The sequence below is a fragment of the Magnetospirillum sulfuroxidans genome, from assembly GCF_018224925.1.
In the GTDB taxonomy this organism is placed as follows: domain Bacteria; phylum Pseudomonadota; class Alphaproteobacteria; order Rhodospirillales; family Magnetospirillaceae; genus Magnetospirillum; species Magnetospirillum sulfuroxidans.
The window spans coordinates 23,674-40,482 of sequence record NZ_JAGTUF010000019.1; the positions used below are offsets into that span (position 1 = coordinate 23,674).

The following is a 16,809-nucleotide window of genomic DNA, read 5'->3' on the forward strand; positions in this document are numbered from 1 at the left end:
GACGAACGCCGAAATGCATGGCCGAAAAGCGGGGATGGTCGATGGCATGGGGTCGAAGGGACTGCACCCCCTGAAACTTTTCCTGCCTCTGGCGACCTTGATCATCGCGGTGGCTCTTTTCATCAGCTCTGTGCTGATTGGCAGCGATCTGGACCGGATCGCGACCCAACGCGCCAACCTTGTCCGTTCCGGCATGGTCAAGTTGGGCGATACTCTCAGAGTGCCGCTACACCATCTGCTGTCATTGCCGAATGAACGGCAAGTCCGCGCCGCCATCGAGATGCCAACCCCCACGACCTTGGCCGGCATGGCCGAGGGACTTTTGACGTTACTGCAACGCAATCCCCAATACGATCAGGCCCGCTGGCTTGATGAACGCGGGCAGGAACGGGTCAGGATTGAACGTGGAGCATACGGCGGCGCGCCGGTGGTCGTGCCCGCGACCAAGCTACAAAACAAAGCCGACCGGACCTATTTCACCAAAACCGCCGAGCAGGATATCGGCACCGTCTATACGTCCGAATTCGACCTGAATGTCGAGAACGGCAAAATCGAGGTCCCATTTAAACCGGCCCTGCGCATCGCCACCCCGGTTGCCGATCGCACCGGCACCCGGCGCGGCATCATCATCGTCAACATCCTGGGCCAGCCGGCGTTGGATGCGTTCAACCGTGTGGTCAATGCCGACGACAACCATGTCATGCTGCTCAACCAAGGGGGGTACTGGCTCTCCAGCCCGGATGCCGGGGATTCGTGGGGCTTCATGTTCGGGCGAACCGAAACCTTTGCCACACGCTATCCCGAAATCTGGAAGCGCATAACCCAAGCTGAAACCGGGCAAATCCTTGATGCCAGCGGCTTGTGGAATTGGCAGACGGTCACGGCGGAAACCGCCGGAAGAGCGGGGGCGAACCGGCAAGATGAACCCTATTGGCGGGTGGTGTCGCACCTGCCGGCGGATAAAATCACCGCGGTCATTCTCGGGACCGCCGTCGTCGCCGCATCAATCACCCTATCGCTGCTGATCATCGTCGGCATCATGAGCTGGCAATTGGCCGCCCGCTCGAGATTGCGGCTCGAAGCCCTGGAGGCCCGCGCCAAAGCCGAAGCCGAAGCCGAAGAGCGCCAGCGTAAATTGGTCGAACTCGAGCGCGCCCAACGCGTTAGCGCAACACTCAACGCCATCGTGGATTCTTCGGAAGACGCGGTCATCAGCAAAACCCTGGACGGCGTCATTACCAGTTGGAACCCCGGAGCCGAACGATTATTCGGATTTGCCGCCGACGAAGCCATCGGCCGGGCGATGACCATACTGTTTCCACGCGACATGGAGCACGAGGAACGACAGATCCTGGAGCGCCTGGCCAAGGGCGAAGCCGTCAGTCATTTTGAAACCGTTCGCCGCCATAAGGACGGCCATCTCATTCCGGTTTCAGTAACCATTTCACCCATCCGCGACGCCGAAGGCCGCGTCGTCGGCGCGTCAAAAATCGCCCGCGACATCAGCGAAGCCAAGAAAATCCAGGCTGAACTGGAACGACACCGCGCCCACCTCGAATCCCTGGTCGATCAGCGCACCGCGCAATTATCGCAAACCAACGACCTTCTTTGCCTCCGCGACAAGTTCATCACCACCGTCACGGACAATCTTCCCGGCATGGTCGGCTACTGGGATCGGGATTTGCGCTGCCGCTTCGCCAATCGAGCCTATGTCGAGTGGTTCGGCAAACCTTCCCAACAGATCCTCGGCAGGTCAATGCACGAGCTGTTGGGGGAAGCTTTCTGCCAAGAAAGCCAGCCCCTTATTACCGCGGTGCTGGCCGGCGAAACCCAACAATTCGAAAGAAGCGTCACCACCGCCTCCGGTGCGAGCCACTTTGTCCTCGCCTATTACATTCCTGATTTCGACGGCGATTCGGTGATCGGCTTTTTCGTTCTGGTCACCAATGTGACGCCGATCAAGCAGGCCGAGGTCGAACTGCGCACGGCCAACGAAAAACTTAGCGCCGCCTATGCCGAGACCAAGGCGGCCGATCTCGCCAAAAGCCAATTCCTCGCCAATATGAGCCACGAGATCCGCACGCCGATGAACGCCATTCTTGGCTTCGCCGAAGTGTTGCGCCAAGACAGCGAGATTTCGCCCAAAAGCGCCCGTTACGTTCAAACCATTTTGCATTCCGCCCAAGCTTTGCTGGCGATCATCAACGATATTCTTGATGTTTCGAAGCTGGAGAGCGGCAAGTTCGCGCTTGAGGTCGTGAGCTTCCACCTGCCCAACGCCTTGGCCGATGTCTTGAATTTGGTGGAACAGCGGGCGGCGGAAAACAGTTTGCAGATCGTCATGGAATACGATGTCGGCTTGCCTGTCCGGGTCATGGGCGATCCGACCCGACTGCGCCAAGTGATCCTCAATTTAGTCGGCAACGCCATCAAATTTACCCCAAAGGGGGGGGTCCACATCACCATCCAGGCCGCAGAACAGCCGGAAATGATGCATTTCTGCGTCACCGACACCGGCATTGGCATGACCGCCGAACAGCTGAGCAAGGTCTTTCAACCGTTTTCCCAAGCCGATGCCAGCACCACCCGCCGCTTTGGCGGAACCGGCCTGGGCACGACGATCTCCAAGCAGATCGTCGAGATGATGCAAGGACGGATATGGGCCGAGAGCGAATACGGCAAGGGGGCCGCCTTTCATTTCACCGCTCATCTGCCGGCAGCCCCCGAAGGCATGAAATGCTTGTACGAAGACGGCGGCGCCTCGACCGTCGGCTACGTCTCCCCCCGGCTTTTCAAGGTCTTGCTGGCCGAAGATATCGAGGTCAACGCCACCTTGGCCATGCTCCGCCTGCGGGAACAAGGCCACCAGGTCGATTGGGTCAAGACCGGACGAGAAGCTGTCGCCGCCTATGAAGCGGACAGTTACGACCTTGTGCTCATGGATGTGATGATGCCGGACATGGATGGATTAGAGGCAACGCGGCGGATACGGGCGCTGGAAGCGCAAGGGGGGCCCCCCATTTCCATCCTTGCCCTGACCGCCAGCGTCATGCGCGAAGACAACGAAAAGTGCATCGCCGCCGGAATGGACGGCATCGAAGCCAAGCCCATTGATTTCGGCCGCCTGTTCGCGACCATCGAACAGACCGTCCCCAAGGGGGTGGGCCAGCCCTGCACGGTTCTGAGAAGTGAATTCATCGCGCCGACGCAAGCTCTCGATTTCAGCGGGCTCGACGGCGTCGCCGATCTGGAAAAGGCGCTCCTGAACTGGCGCATCCCCGAGGCCTATGCCAAGGCCCTGATATCCTTTGCCGGGGAACACGGCGATAGCGTCGCGGCGATAGAGCGCCTGCTTTTTGACACCCCCGACAGCGCGGAACCGGCCCGCGCCCTGCTTCACGCCTTGAAAGGGGTCGCCGGCAACCTTGCCCTGAACAAAATCGCCGATCTCGCCGCCAGTATCGATTCCGATCTCAAGGCCAAGAACCGCGCCAAGGCCGCAATGACGCTTCCCGCCTTGCAAGCCGCCCTGCGCCAAGCGGTCGATGCCATTGCCAACCTCGCCCGGCAAGACGGCGAAAGCAACCATGCGCCAGACAGCGCAACCGCCGAGGCCGTGCGGCAGCTGTTGTTGGATTTGCTGGTGGCGTTGGAAAGCCTTGACCCCGATCGCATCGAACCGGTTTTCGACACGCTGTCCCAGCACCTGCCCAAAGCCAAGCTCACCGTGATCGGAAAACGAATAGAGGCCTTCGACTTTGACGCGGCGGCGGCCGAAACCCGAAGGCTTGCCGCCGACCTTGGCGCCAGACTGGATTGACGCACCATGACCAAGAAGATCCTCGCCGTCGATGACGTCCCCAACAATCTCCAGATTCTTCGTCAGATTTTGCGCGACCATTACCAACTGATCTTTGCCGCCAATGGCGAAAAGGCCCTGGAGGCGGCGGCCAAGCATCACCCTGACCTCATTCTCCTTGACGTCATGATGCCCAACATGGGCGGCTACGAAGTGTGCCGCAAGCTCAAGGAAAATCCGACGACACGGGATATCCCAGTGATCTTCGTCACCGCCATGAGCGAAATGGAAGACGAAGCGCAAGGCTTTGATGCCGGCGCGGTGGATTACATCCTCAAACCGGTATCCGCCCCGATCTTGCTGCGCAGAATACAGACTCACCTGTCCTTGGTGCGGGCACAGGAACTTGAAGCCAGCCACCGGCAGGCGATTTTCATGCTGGGGAAGGCCGGCCATTACAACGACAACGATACCGGCCTGCATATCTGGCGCATGGCGGCCTATGCCCGCGCCCTGGCGGTGGCGGCGGGGTGGCCCGAACATATGGCCGAGCGGCTGGAACTGGCCGCCCCCATGCACGACACCGGCAAGATCGGCATTCCCGATTCCATTTTAAAGGCGCCCCGCGCATTGACGGCGGAGGAATGGGCGATCATGAAGCGGCACACCGAAATCGGCCACGGCATCATGAGCCAATCCGAGAGTCCGATCTTCGTGATGGCGGCGGAAATCGCTCTTTGTCATCACGAGAAATGGGATGGCAGCGGCTATCCTGCCGGCCGCGTCGGCGCGGCGATCCCCGAATCGGCCCGCATCGTCGCCGTCGCCGACGTCTTTGACGCCTTGACCACCAAACGCCCCTATAAGGAAGCTTGGAGCGTGAAAGACAGCATGGCGGAAATCCGAAAAAACACCGGCAGTCATTTTGAACCGCGACTGAGCGCACTCTTCGACGAGATCTTGCCCGAGATCTTGCTGATCAAGGATGAATGGAACGCCAAGGAAGCCGAATAAGGGGGCTTGCCCCCCTCTCTTCAAAGCCTTGACTCTGTTTTTCCTCCATGCGCCAAATTCGGTCTTTGCGCATGGGCTTTGGGGGCACCGTGGTGAGCGTTTTCAATATCCTGATCAGGTCTTCCCGCAATCGGCCGATGGCCGCGATCTTGGGCCTGGGCCTGGGCCTCGCCCTGTTCTCGTGCCCGGCCTGGGCCGATCGCGCCGACCGTCAGATCTTGCGCCAAGCTTTTGAAAAAGCCGGCAGCCTCGACCCCCAAGCCGAAGCCAGGATCGAATTGCTCGACGAGATCATCGAGGCTTTCGCCAGCCGCCATGTGGATGTCCGCGATCCCCATCTCCTCAGCCAAAAAGCCGCCACCGTCATCGCCGCCAAGCCGATGCCCGCCGATGACGCCTTCAAGGAAGCGCTGACCGAGTTAAGCCACACCCTTGATCCCCACACCGCCTATCTGTCGGTGGCCGAGTGGAACGACATGCAGGTGTCGGTGTCGGGCAAGTTCAGCGGCGTCGGCATGGAATTGGCCATGAAGGACAAAATGGTGGTGGTGGTCGCCCCCATCGACGGCAGTCCCGCCGCTCAGGCCGGAATCCAGCCCGAGGACCGGGTCTTGGCGGTGGATGGCCAAACCATCGAAGGCTTGTCGCTGACCCAGGTGGTCAACCGTATCCGTGGCCCCGTCGGCCGCAAGGTCGCGTTGCGGCTGGCCAATTCCGCCGGCCAGGAACGCGAGGTCACCATCATCCGCGACCTTATCCGCTTGCACCCGGTCAGCGGACGGCTCGAGGGGGATGTCGCCATTATCCGCGTCAGCCAGTTTTCCGGCGGTGTCACCGCCTTGTTGCGCAATCAGGTGATCGACCTGCAAAAGCAAGCGGCTTTCGGCCTCAAGGGCATGGTGCTGGATTTGCGCCGCAACCCTGGCGGCCTGCTGGACGAAGCGGTCAGGATGGCCGATCTGTTCCTTGGCGACGTTCCCATCGTCTCGACCAAGGCCCGCAATCCCGACGATGACGAGCACCGTTCCGGCCATGTCGGGGAAATTCTGCCCGGCGTTCCCATGGTGGTGTTGATCGATGGCGGCAGCGCCTCGGCTTCGGAAATCGTCGCCGGCGCCTTGAAGGATCATCACCGCGCCATCCTGGTCGGGCAAAAAAGCTATGGCAAAGGCAGCGTGCAAGTGCTGGAAAAGCTCTCGGAAGGGGGCGTGCGGGTAACCATCGCCCGCTATTTCCGCCCCAGCGATCAGCCGGTCGACGGCATCGGCATCACCCCGGATCAGGAGGTCGCCCCGGCCGAAGGCAGCGACCCCCAGCTTGAAAAGGCCCTGGAAACGGTGCGGAAACGCTGATTCCCAAGTTCCTGTCATCGACGGCCGGCGAAAGCTACAATTTCACCTCACAGCCCTGAAAATGGCAGCTTTCTTTTGGTTCACCCCCCAAGAGACGCTAAGCTGAATTCGATGATAGCCCTCACCTGAACGGTGCCCATGTCCGCGTCGATAAAAACCCCCCCTCGCATCGAAAAAATAAAAATCAAAAATTTTCGGGTGTTGCGAGATGTAACCTTTGAAGGACTTCTCCCTCTGACCGTTTTGCTGGGCGCTAACGGCAGCGGCAAGTCCACCTTCTTTGACGTCTTCGCGTTTTTATCCGATTGCTTCTCGGAAGGACTGCGCCGGGCGATCGGCAAACGTGGCCACGGGCTAAAAGACTTGCGCAGCCGGGATTCGGCCGGCCCCATCAGCTTCGAAATCGCCTATCGCGAAGGATATTACAAAACCAAGGGCCAGTCTCAACCCCCCTTGATAACCTATTACCTGGAAATCGATGAGGATGGCGGCCGCCCTGTGGTGGCGCGCGAATGGATGCGCTGGCGCCGGAACAAAAAGGTCGGCAATCCCTTCCAATTCCTGACCTATGAACGCGGCCAGGGGTCGGTGGTTACCGGGGAACTGCCAGAGGCCAAGGATCAGCGGGTGGAAAGGGCCTTGGCCGGCCCGGACATTTTAGCGGTCAGTACTTTGGGCAATCTGGCGGAAAACCCACGGGTCAAGGCCTTGCGCGAATTCATTACCGACTGGCACCTGTCGCACCTGTCATCCCAGGATATGCGCGGAATTCCCGAAGGCGGCCCGCAGGAGCGCCTGTCGAAAAGCGGCGACAACCTCGTCAACGTCATCGAATATCTGCACGAACGCCACCCCGACCGACTGGAGGCGATCTTTCAGGCCTTGCGCCGCCGCATCCCGCAAATTGAAAAAGTCATTCCCCAGCCCTTGCCCACCGGGCAATTGCTGCTGATGGTCAAAGACGCCCCCTTTTCGGAAGGGATACAGGCTCGTTACGCGTCAGATGGGACCATGAAATTGCTGGCTTATCTGGTTCAGCTTCACGACCCCAACCCCGCCCCGATGATCGGCATCGAAGAGCCTGAGAATTTTTTGCACCCGAAATTGCTGCGGGAATTGGCCGAAGAGTGCGAGCAGGCGACCGCCCATTCGCAATTGATCGTCACCACCCATTCCCCCTTCTTCATCAACGCCCTTGCGCCACGCCAGGTCTGGGCCATCGCCCGCGACCAATCGGGCTACACGATCAACCGCCAAGTCTCCGCCATGGACGGTGTCCAGGCCATGCTCGACAACGGCGCCGTCCTCGGCGACTTGTGGATGGAAGGTTATTTCGAGATGGGCAATCCATGACCCTTTTCGTCCACGTTGAAGAGGATTCCATGGAAAGCGCCTTGCAAGCGCTGATTCCCCGTCTTCTCAACACCCACGACCACAAAATCATCAACCATGGGTCAAAGGATAAATTATTGAAAACCCTGCCGGCACGCCTGAAGGGCTATGCGGCATGGAATGCGCCAGACCTGCGCATTTTGATCTTGGTGGATCGAGACAACGACGATTGCCGCGTCCTCAAGAAGCAACTGGAAGACATGGCCAGCGCTGTAGGCCTGTCCACCAAGACATCCCCCGCCCAGGACGGAACGTTCAAGGTGGTCAACCGGATCGTGGTCGAGGAATTGGAGGCTTGGTTCTTCGGCGATGTCCCCGCCCTTGCCAGGGTCTATCCAGGCATCCCCCTGTCCTTGGAGAAAAAGGCCGGCTATCGCGATCCCGACGCCATCAAGGGGGGCACCTGGGAAAAACTTTTGAAGGTCCTGCAAGAAGCCGGACATTATGCACCGGCGGAGAGGCTGCCCAAGGGCGAAGTCGCCAGAAAGATGGCTCCGCAGTTGGACTTGGCCGCCAACCGCTCGGCCAGTTTTCAACACTTTCACAGCGGTCTTCTGGCGTTGATCGCAAAACAATAACGCGGCCCCCTTCTGGGGGCCGCCCGCTGCTGTTTTTACCCGGCCAAGGCCGCTTCGATCCTATCGACCGCGTCCTGGGCCTTGTCGGCGTCGGGACCGCCGGCCTGGGCCATGTCGGGACGGCCGCCACCGCCCTTGCCGCCCACCGCTTCCGAGCCGATGCGAACCAGATCGACGGCGGAATACGTGGCGGTCAAATCCTCGGTGACGGCGACCACCACCGAGGCCTTGCCGCCGTCATTGGAAACCAGCACGACCACGCCCGAGCCGATCTGCTTCTTGATCTCGTCGGCCATGCCCTTCAAATCCTTGGCCGGCACCCCGTCCATCACCCGTCCGGCATAGGTCACGCCGTTGACAACCTTGGTCGCCGCCCCCTGGCCACCGCCGGTGGCCAATTGCTTGCGGGTTTCCGACAATTCGCGTTCCAGCTTGCGGCGGTCTTCGACCAATTGGGCGATCCGGGCCGGCAATTCGGCCGGAGCCGCTTTCAACGCGTTGGCGGCACGGGCGACCAGTTCTTCTTGTTCGATGGCCCAGGCCAGGAAGGCCGGGCCGGTCACCGCCTCGACCCGGCGCACGCCGGAAGCCACGGCACTTTCCGACAAGATCTTGAAGCCGCCGATGTCGCCGACCCGGCGCACATGAGTACCGCCGCACAATTCCACCGAGAACGGATTGGGCTTGGCATCGTCGCCGCCCATGGAAACCACACGCACTTCCTCGCCATATTTCTCGCCGAACAGCGCCATCGCCCCGGCGGTAATGGCGTCGTCCGGGGTCATCAGCTTGGTCACCACCTCGCGGTTCTTGCGGATCTGGCGGTTGACCTCGGCCTCGACGGCGCGAATTTCCTCGACACTCATCGCCTTGGGATGAGCGAAGTCGAAGCGCAGACGGTCGGGGCCGACCTGGCTGCCCTTTTGCGTCACATGCTCGCCCAGGGCGTCGCGCAGGGCCTGATGCAACAGGTGGGTGGCCGAGTGGTGGCCACGGGTGGCGTCGCGGCGGCTTTCATCGACGGCGAAATGGGCGTCCTCGCCCAAAGCCACCGGGCCGCCCTCGACGGTGCCGAGGTGGACGATCAGATCGCCCAGCTTCTTTAAGGTGTCCTTGACGACGATGCGGGCCTTGCCGCCGGCGACGGTGATCACGCCGCAATCGCCCATCTGGCCGCCGGATTCGCCATAGAACGGCGTCTGATTGGCGACCACCATGACTTCGGCACCGGGCTGGACGGTTTGCACACTGGCCCCGGCTTCGACCAGAGCGACGATCTGACCTTCGGCGCCGATGGTGTCATAGCCCAGGAATTCCGAGGCACCGACCTTGTCCTTGACCTCGAACCACAAGGTTTCGGTCGCCGCCTCGCCCGAGCCGGACCACGCCTTGCGCGCTTCGGCCCGCTGACGTTCCATGGCGGTGGCGAAGCCGTCGGTATCGACGCCGATGCCCTTGGCCTTCAACGCATCCTCAGTCAGATCCAGCGGGAAGCCATAGGTGTCATAAAGCTTGAACGCCACTTCGCCGGCCAGCTTGGCGCCGGGAACCAGATGGATCAGTTCGTCGTCCAAGAGCTTCAGACCCTTGTCGAGCGTGGTCTTGAAGCGGGTTTCCTCCAGCTTCAAGGTTTCGGTGATCAGGGCGCTGGCCCGGCCCAATTCGGGATAGGCCTCGCCCATCTGCTTGGCCAAAGCCGGGAACAGACGCCACAGCAACGGCTGCTCGCAGCCCATCAGATGGGCGTGGCGCATGGCCCGGCGCATGATCCGGCGCAGGACATAGCCGCGGCCTTCATTGCTGGGCAGCACGCCGTCGGCGATCAGGAAGCACGATGAGCGCAGATGGTCGGCGACGACGCGGTGCGACACCTTGTGCGGGCCGTCGGGATCGGTCCCCGATTCGTGCGCCGACGCCTCGATCAGGGCGCGCAGCAAATCGACGTCGTAATTGTCGTGCTGGCCTTGCAGCACGGCGGCCAGACGTTCCAGCCCCATGCCGGTGTCGATGCTGGGCTTGGGCAGGGCCAAGCGAGTCTGCTTGTCCACCTGCTCGAACTGCATGAACACCAGATTCCAGATTTCGATGAAGCGATCGCCATCCTGGTCGGGACTGCCGGGCGGGCCGCCGGGAATGTGTTCGCCGTGATCGTAAAAAATCTCCGAACACGGACCGCAGGGACCGGTATCGCCCATGGACCAGAAATTATCGCTGGTGGGGATGCGGATGATGCGGTCGTCCGACAAGCCGGCGACCTTTTTCCAAATCTTAAAAGCCTCGTCATCGTCGTGATAGACAGTGACCAGCAGCTTGTCCTTGGCCAGGCCGAATTCCTTGGTGATCAGGTTCCAGGCCAGGGCGATGGCATCGTCCTTGAAATAATCGCCGAAGGAGAAATTGCCGAGCATCTCGAAGAAAGTATGGTGGCGCGCCGTATAGCCGACATTATCCAGATCATTGTGCTTGCCGCCAGCACGCACGCATTTCTGCGAGGTGGTGGCACGGGTGTAATCGCGCTTTTCCACCCCGGTGAACACGTTCTTGAACTGAACCATGCCGGCATTGGTGAACATCAGCGTCGGATCGTTGCGCGGCACCAGCGGACTGGAGGACACCACTTCATGGCCGTTCTTGGCGAAGTAGTCGAGAAAGGCGCGGCGGATGGTGTTGGCAGTCTGCATGGGACCTTCGCTGGGTTCGGCGGGCTAAACGAACAGGCTTTTTACCCTTGATTGGCCTTTGCTGTCCAGTTGGGCTACAGTGCCCTTCATGCGTGCACCCATCTTGACCGTGACCACCTTGCTGCTTTTATCGCTTCCCGCCCTTGCCGCCCCCATCCGTTGCGGCGATGACGGCGATGGCGGCGCCTGTGTCTGGGGCAAGGTCGAGGGCTATGACGCCGCCTCGGTGCAAATTCGCGGGCTGACCCTGCAAATCGCCGGCATCATTGTGCCGCACCGCCGCGATTTGTGTCAGAACAAGACGGCCAAGACCACTTTTGACTGCGCCAAGCCGGCCCGCAAGCGCATGGGCGAATTGCTGACCAAGGGCATCGCCTGCGACATTGTCGATGTGGCCGGCGATAAGCTGATCGCCCGCTGCGCCGTGACCGAGGGGGATCTGGGCCAGGCCCTGGTCGCCTCGGGCGTCGCCCGCGCCGACCGAACCGGCCCCTATGATCCCGATCAGGCGGCGGCCTTGAGCGGGAAAAAAGGATTGTGGGCCGCCGACATGATCATCCCCAAGGATTGGGACGTGATCCGCAAGAAAAGCGAATGATCACGCCACCGCCACCGGGTGATGCACGTCGTCGGTCACGCCGGCGGCGATGCGGTCATAGAGGCGCGAGCATTTCTGCCGCTGGCTTTCCGAACGCAACTGACCGCAGGCGGCCAGGATGTCGGCGCCGCGCGATTTGCGGATCGGGGCCGAATAGCCGTTGTCTTGGATCAGGTCGGAAAAGGCGCGAATGTCCTTCATCGACGAACACTCGAATTCCGAGCCCGGCCATGGATTGAACGGGATCAGGTTGAACTTGGCCGGCAGCCCCTTGACCAGACGCAGCAATTGGCGCGCATCGGCCAGACTGTCGTTGACGCCCTTCAGCATGACATATTCAAAGGTGATGCGGCGGGCGTTGGAAGCGCCGGGGTAATCGCGGCAGGCCTGCATCAGATCCTTCAACGGGTACTTCTTGTTGATCGGCATGATCTGATTGCGTACCTCGTCGGTGACCGCATGCAGGGAAATAGCCAGATTGACGCCCAATTCGGCTCCGGCGCGGCCCATCATCGGCACCACCCCCGACGTCGACAGGGTGATGCGGCGACGCGAGATGCCGATGCCTTCGCCATCCATGATGATTTTCAGCGCGGTGGCGACGTTGTCGAAATTATACAGCGGCTCGCCCATGCCCATCATGACGATGTTGGACAACAGCCGGGTGGTGTCGTCGGGGGTTGGCCACTCGCCATAGGAATCGCGGGCCAGCATGAATTGACCGACGATTTCGGCCGCGGTCAGATTGCGCACCAGAAGCTGGGTGCCGGTATGGCAGAACTTGCAGGTCAGGGTACAGCCGACCTGCGATGAAATGCACACCGCGCCCCGTTGTTCGTCCTCGTCCGGGATATAGACGGTTTCCGCCTCGTTGCCGTCGGCGAATTTCAGCAGCCATTTGCGGGTGGTATCGACACTGGTCAGTTCGCGTTCGACCAGCGGCCGCCGCGCCTCATAGCGTTCGGCCAACCGTTCCTGCATGACCTTGGAAATCGAGGTCATCTTGAGGAAATCGGTTTCGCCGCGATTGTACAGCCAATGCCAAAGCTGTTTGGCGCGAAACGGCTTTTCGCCGATGGACGCCATCTCGGCGGTCAGTTCATCGCGGGAAAGCCCGATCAGGTTGGTTTTTTGGGTGCTGTCGCTCATGGCGCGATACTTAGGGATTTGGCGGTGAAATTGCAATGTTTGCCGCAATTTCACACTGCCATCGGGGAAAGGTTCTCGTTATAGTCCCACCCTATGAGCGATCCCTTCGACCTTGACGACGACATCCCCAATCCGTTCCAGCCGGCGCCCCGCCGGGCCGAGCCGGCGCCGGTCCCCGCCGATGCCGTGTGGCTGGTCGGCCTGAACCCGGAACAGACCGAGGCGGTGACCACCACCGAAGGCCCGGTTCTGGTGCTGTCCGGCGCCGGCACCGGCAAGACCCGGGTGCTGACCAGCCGGCTGGCTCAGATCCTGGCCGGCCGTCGGGCCCAGCCGTGGCAAATCCTGTCGGTGACCTTCACCAACAGGGCGGCGCGCGAGATGAAGGAGCGCGTTGGTCATCTGGTCGGGCCAGCGGCCGAATCGCTGTGGCTGGGCACGTTCCATTCCCTGTGCGTGCGCATCTTGCGCCGCCACGCCGAGGCGGTGGGGCTGAAATCCAATTTCACCATCTTGGATTCCGACGACCAGCTCCGCCTGCTCAAGCAGGTGATGGAAGGCGAACATATCGATACCAAGAAATGGCCGGCGCAGGCGCTGATGGGGGCGATCCAGCGCTGGAAGGACCGTGGCCTGACACCCGACAAGATCGGCCCCGACCTGGCCGGCGATCTGGCCGGCGGCCGGGCGCAGGTGCTCTACCGGCATTATCAGGAACGGCTGCTGACCCTGAACGCCGCCGATTTTGGCGATCTTCTGCTTCATTGCCTGACCTTGTTCCTGTCCCACCCCGACGCCCTGGCCCAGTATCAGGACCAGTTCCGCTATATCCTGGTCGACGAATACCAAGACACCAACGTGGCGCAATATCTGTGGCTGCGCCTGCTGGCGCAAAAGCACAAGAACATCTGCTGCGTCGGTGACGACGACCAAAGCATCTATTCCTGGCGCGGGGCGGAAGTCGGCAACATCTTGAAATTCGAGCGCGATTTCCCCGGCGCCAAGGTGGTGCGGCTGGAAAGCAATTACCGCTCGACCCCGCACATCCTGGCCGCCGCCAGCGGCCTGATCGCCAACAATGCCGATCGCCTGGGCAAGACCCTGCGCCCCGGCATCCGCCATGATCCATCCGAGGTGGAAAAGGTGCGGGTGCGCGGCGTCTGGGACGGCCCGGAAGAAGCCCGCGTCGTCATCGAGGAAATCGAGGCCTTGCAGCGCAAGGGCTGTTCCGCCGCCACCATCGCCATTCTGGTCCGCGCCGGCTTTCAGACCCGCGAATTCGAGGAACGGCTGATCACCACCGGCATCCCCTATCGGGTCATCGGCGGTCCGCGTTTCTATGAACGCCAGGAAATCCGCGACGCCATGGCTTATTTACGGCTGGTCAACTCGCCCGATGACGGCTTGGCCTTCGAACGCATCGTCAACCTGCCCAAGCGCGGCCTGGGCGACGCCGCCCTGCAAGCGGTGCACGCGGTGGCGCGGGCACGGGCTTTTCCCTTGTTCGAAGCCGCCCGCCTGCTGGTGGAAACCGACGAATTGAAGCCCAAGCCCCGTGGCGCCCTGACCAAGTTCTGCGCCGACGTGCTGCGCTGGCGCGGCTTGTTGGACGATCTGCCGCATACCGAGCTGGCCGAGATGATCTTGGACGAATCCGGCTATGTCGAGATGTGGAAGAACGACAAAAGCGCCGAAGCGCCGGGCCGGGTGGAAAACCTGAAGGAACTGGTCCGCGCCCTGGCCGATTACGAGAACCTGCAAAGCTTTCTCGAACACGTCGCCCTGGTGATGGAAAACGACCAAAAGGACGGCGTCGACAAGGTCACCATCATGACCCTGCACGGGGCCAAGGGGCTGGAATTCGACAATGTCTTCCTGCCCGGCTGGGAAGAAGGGGTGTTCCCGCACCAACGCGCCATGGACGAAGGCGGCAATGCCGGCCTGGAAGAAGAACGCCGCCTCGCTTATGTCGGCCTGACCCGCGCCCGCAAACGCGTCCTGGTCACCTTCGCCGCCAACCGCCGCATCTATAACCAGTGGCAAAGCGCGCTGCCGTCGCGTTTTCTCGACGAATTGCCCGCCGCCGATATCGACCGCGACGCCGAACGCGGCCTGATCGGCTCGTGGCAACAATCCTCCCGCCCCAAGCAGCCCGCCGCCTGGGCGGCGCCGCTCCGCGACCAGGCCGGCGATTTCGAAGCCGGCGACCGCGTCTTCCATCAGAAATTCGGCGGCGGCGTCGTGCTGGCCGTCGATGGCGACAAGCTGGAAATCGAATTCGACCAGGCCGGCATCAAGAAGGTGCTGGACAGTTTCGTCGAGCCCGCTTAAGGGGAACCAGCCCAACCGGAGTTGCTGTCATGCCCATCGTCTTCCCCGATATCTGGCACCTGCGTCTGATCGTCGCCCCCGAGGCGGTCGATGCCTTCGAAGAGGTGTTCGACCGTTTCGCCGAATCGGTGACCATGTTCATGGAAGACAAATCGGGCATTTCCGATGGCGATTGCCTGTGGCACCTGGAAGGCTATTCGCGCACGCCGCCTGATCGCGCCCAGATCACCGCCGCCCTGGCCGCGGTCGCCGCCGCCACCGGCCACGATTTGCCGGCATTGGAAGTCGAGCGCCTGCCCAACGTCGATTGGGTGTTGGAAAATCTGCGCGACTTCCCCCCCATCGACGCCGGCCGCTTCTTCGTTCGCGGCTCGCATTGGGACGGCAAGGTGCCGGTGGGCCGCACCGAATTGCTGGTCGACGCCGGCACCGCCTTCGGCTCGGGCGAGCACGCCACCACGCGGGGCTGCCTGACCATGCTCGACATGCTGGCCAAGCGCCGCCGCTTCCTGCATCCGCTCGATCTGGGCTCGGGCTCGGGCATCTTGGGCATCGGCATGGCCAAGATGTGGGCGGTCGATGTGCTGGCCACCGATATCGACCCCTCGGCGGTCAAGGTCTGCGCCAACAACGCCCGCATGAACGGCGTCGGCGCCCGCTTCACCTCCGTCGTCTCTGACGGCTATCGCAATCCGGCGCTGAAAAAGGGCAAACCCTTCGACATCATCGTCGCCAACATCTTGGCCAAGCCGTTGATGCGCATGGCCAAGGATCTGGCCGCCCATCTCGCCCCCGACGGCGTCGCCGTCCTCTCCGGCCTGCTCGACTGGCAAGAACGCATGGTCATGGGCGCGCACGAGCCGCAAGGGCTGCGCCTGCGCCAGCGCTTGGTCATCGACGGCTGGGCCACCTTGCTGATCGGACGCTGATCCCCGCCGGCAACCATTGTTTCACGAGGTTGCCCGCCCCTCCCGAAAGGCTTAAACTGCCGATTCGGGGCTGGGTTACAGGGGTATCCGCATGAATCCTATTGCCGCATTGTGCGCCGCATCGACGGTACTTGCCTTGGCCGCCTGCGCCTCGGAACCGCAACCCATGATGACCGCGCAGGTCAAGCGGGCGGTGACGCCCCCTGGCGGCCAATGGGAAGTGACCGACGCCACGGCCATCGAACCGGCCGGAACCGACACGTCACCCTATCTTGGCCAGAAAATGGCCCTGTACGAGGCCAGTGCCGGCGATCCCGCCGGCCGCAGCTGCGCCAAGCCGGTTTATATGGGCTGGGAAGGCAGCGCCGCCAGCGTGGTCGGAACCGCAGCCCCCGCCGGCGACGCGACCTCTCCGGTCATGGAAGTCACCTGTGACGGCCAGCCTTTCGGCACCTATGTCGGCTTGGCCGATGGCAGCTTGATGACCCGGATCAACACCTGGGCCTTGACCCTTAAGCGGGTCTCGGCCGAGGCCATGGTCAAGACGCCGGAACCGGCCCCCATGCCAATGGCCGAACCGATGAAGAGCGACGGGCCCAAGACCGAAAAGGTCATGCCCGAACCGGCCAAAGCGATGGAGCCCAATAAGGGCAGCATCGTTTATCTGGCGTCGTACAAGACGGAAAAATCGGCGCATTCGGGCTGGAAGGTCCTGGCGAAAAAATCGCCGATCCTGGCCAAGCAGCAACCGGTCATCACCCCGGTCGACCTGGGCAAAAAAGGCAAATGGATCCGCCTGTACGGGCTGGCCGCCGACGAGACCGAACGCGGCGTTATCTGCAAGCAATTGGGCAAGCTGGTGGACGAATGCGGTTCGCGCTTGCGCGAATAGCTTCAGTCCAAGCCCGGCGGCGCCGTCCCGGCGATCACGCCAAAAGAAAAGGCCCGCCCCTGTCGCCAGGGGCGGGCCAATCCTTATGCTCTTA

The 16,809-nt window shown here is 61.7% G+C and carries 11 protein-coding genes; 9 read left to right on the forward strand and 2 right to left on the reverse strand.

Annotation, left to right across the window (positions count from 1 at the left end; all coding sequences use genetic code 11):
* Positions 1 to 13: 13 nt before the first annotated feature.
* The 5 genes from KEC16_RS15960 (at position 14) to KEC16_RS15980 (ending at position 8,135) form a co-directional block, all read left to right on the forward strand.
* Entirely contained in the window at positions 14 to 3,820 is a 3,807-nt protein-coding gene (locus KEC16_RS15960) for a PAS domain-containing protein (protein ID WP_211550743.1), read from the forward strand.
* 6 nt (positions 3,821 to 3,826) lie between these two features.
* Positions 3,827 to 4,813, forward strand: a complete 987-nt coding sequence (locus KEC16_RS15965) for a response regulator (protein WP_211550745.1) — start codon at positions 3,827 to 3,829, stop codon at positions 4,811 to 4,813.
* 92 nt (positions 4,814 to 4,905) lie between these two features.
* A complete protein-coding gene (locus tag KEC16_RS15970; protein ID WP_211550748.1) occupies positions 4,906 to 6,165 on the forward strand; it encodes a S41 family peptidase in 1,260 nt (419 codons plus the stop codon).
* A gap of 138 nt (positions 6,166 to 6,303) precedes the next feature.
* Positions 6,304 to 7,518, forward strand: coding sequence for an AAA family ATPase (locus KEC16_RS15975; RefSeq protein WP_283091933.1), 1,215 nt, complete (start codon positions 6,304 to 6,306; stop codon positions 7,516 to 7,518).
* The gene (locus tag KEC16_RS15980; RefSeq protein WP_211550752.1) at positions 7,515 to 8,135 is read left to right on the forward strand and encodes a DUF4276 family protein; all 621 of its coding nucleotides are present in this window, start codon (positions 7,515 to 7,517) and stop codon (positions 8,133 to 8,135) included. Before KEC16_RS15975 ends, KEC16_RS15980 begins: the two co-directional genes overlap by 4 nt.
* A gap of 35 nt (positions 8,136 to 8,170) precedes the next feature.
* On the opposite strand, the gene alaS is transcribed toward KEC16_RS15980, so the two are convergent.
* The gene (alaS, locus tag KEC16_RS15985) at positions 8,171 to 10,816 is read right to left on the reverse strand and encodes an alanine--tRNA ligase (protein WP_211550754.1); all 2,646 of its coding nucleotides are present in this window, start codon (positions 10,814 to 10,816) and stop codon (positions 8,171 to 8,173) included.
* Positions 10,817 to 10,904: 88 nt separating this feature from the next.
* Here alaS and KEC16_RS15990 point away from each other — a divergent pair, with 88 nt between their 5' ends.
* Positions 10,905 to 11,414, forward strand: a complete 510-nt coding sequence (locus tag KEC16_RS15990) for a nuclease (RefSeq protein ID WP_211550756.1) — start codon at positions 10,905 to 10,907, stop codon at positions 11,412 to 11,414.
* Here KEC16_RS15990 and rlmN read toward each other — a convergent pair whose 3' ends face one another.
* On the reverse strand, positions 11,415 to 12,563 hold the full coding sequence (rlmN, locus tag KEC16_RS15995; RefSeq protein ID WP_211550757.1) for a dual-specificity RNA methyltransferase RlmN: 1,149 nt from the start codon (positions 12,561 to 12,563) through the stop codon (positions 11,415 to 11,417). It lies immediately after the preceding gene.
* A gap of 93 nt (positions 12,564 to 12,656) precedes the next feature.
* Between rlmN and KEC16_RS16000 the strand changes: the two genes are divergently transcribed.
* The 3 genes from KEC16_RS16000 to KEC16_RS16010 all read left to right on the forward strand — a co-directional run bounded on the left by KEC16_RS16000 (position 12,657) and on the right by KEC16_RS16010 (position 16,715).
* Positions 12,657 to 14,894 carry an ATP-dependent helicase gene (locus KEC16_RS16000; RefSeq protein WP_211550759.1) on the forward strand — a complete coding sequence of 746 codons (2,238 nt, stop codon included), beginning with the start codon at positions 12,657 to 12,659 and terminating at the stop codon, positions 14,892 to 14,894.
* A gap of 29 nt (positions 14,895 to 14,923) precedes the next feature.
* Complete coding sequence (locus KEC16_RS16005; protein ID WP_211550761.1) at positions 14,924 to 15,823, forward strand: 50S ribosomal protein L11 methyltransferase; 900 nt, start codon at positions 14,924 to 14,926, stop codon at positions 15,821 to 15,823.
* A 91-nt stretch (positions 15,824 to 15,914) separates the two neighbouring features.
* Positions 15,915 to 16,715, forward strand: coding sequence for a YajG family lipoprotein (locus KEC16_RS16010; RefSeq protein WP_211550763.1), 801 nt, complete (start codon positions 15,915 to 15,917; stop codon positions 16,713 to 16,715).
* The last annotated feature ends 94 nt before the right edge of the window (positions 16,716 to 16,809 follow it).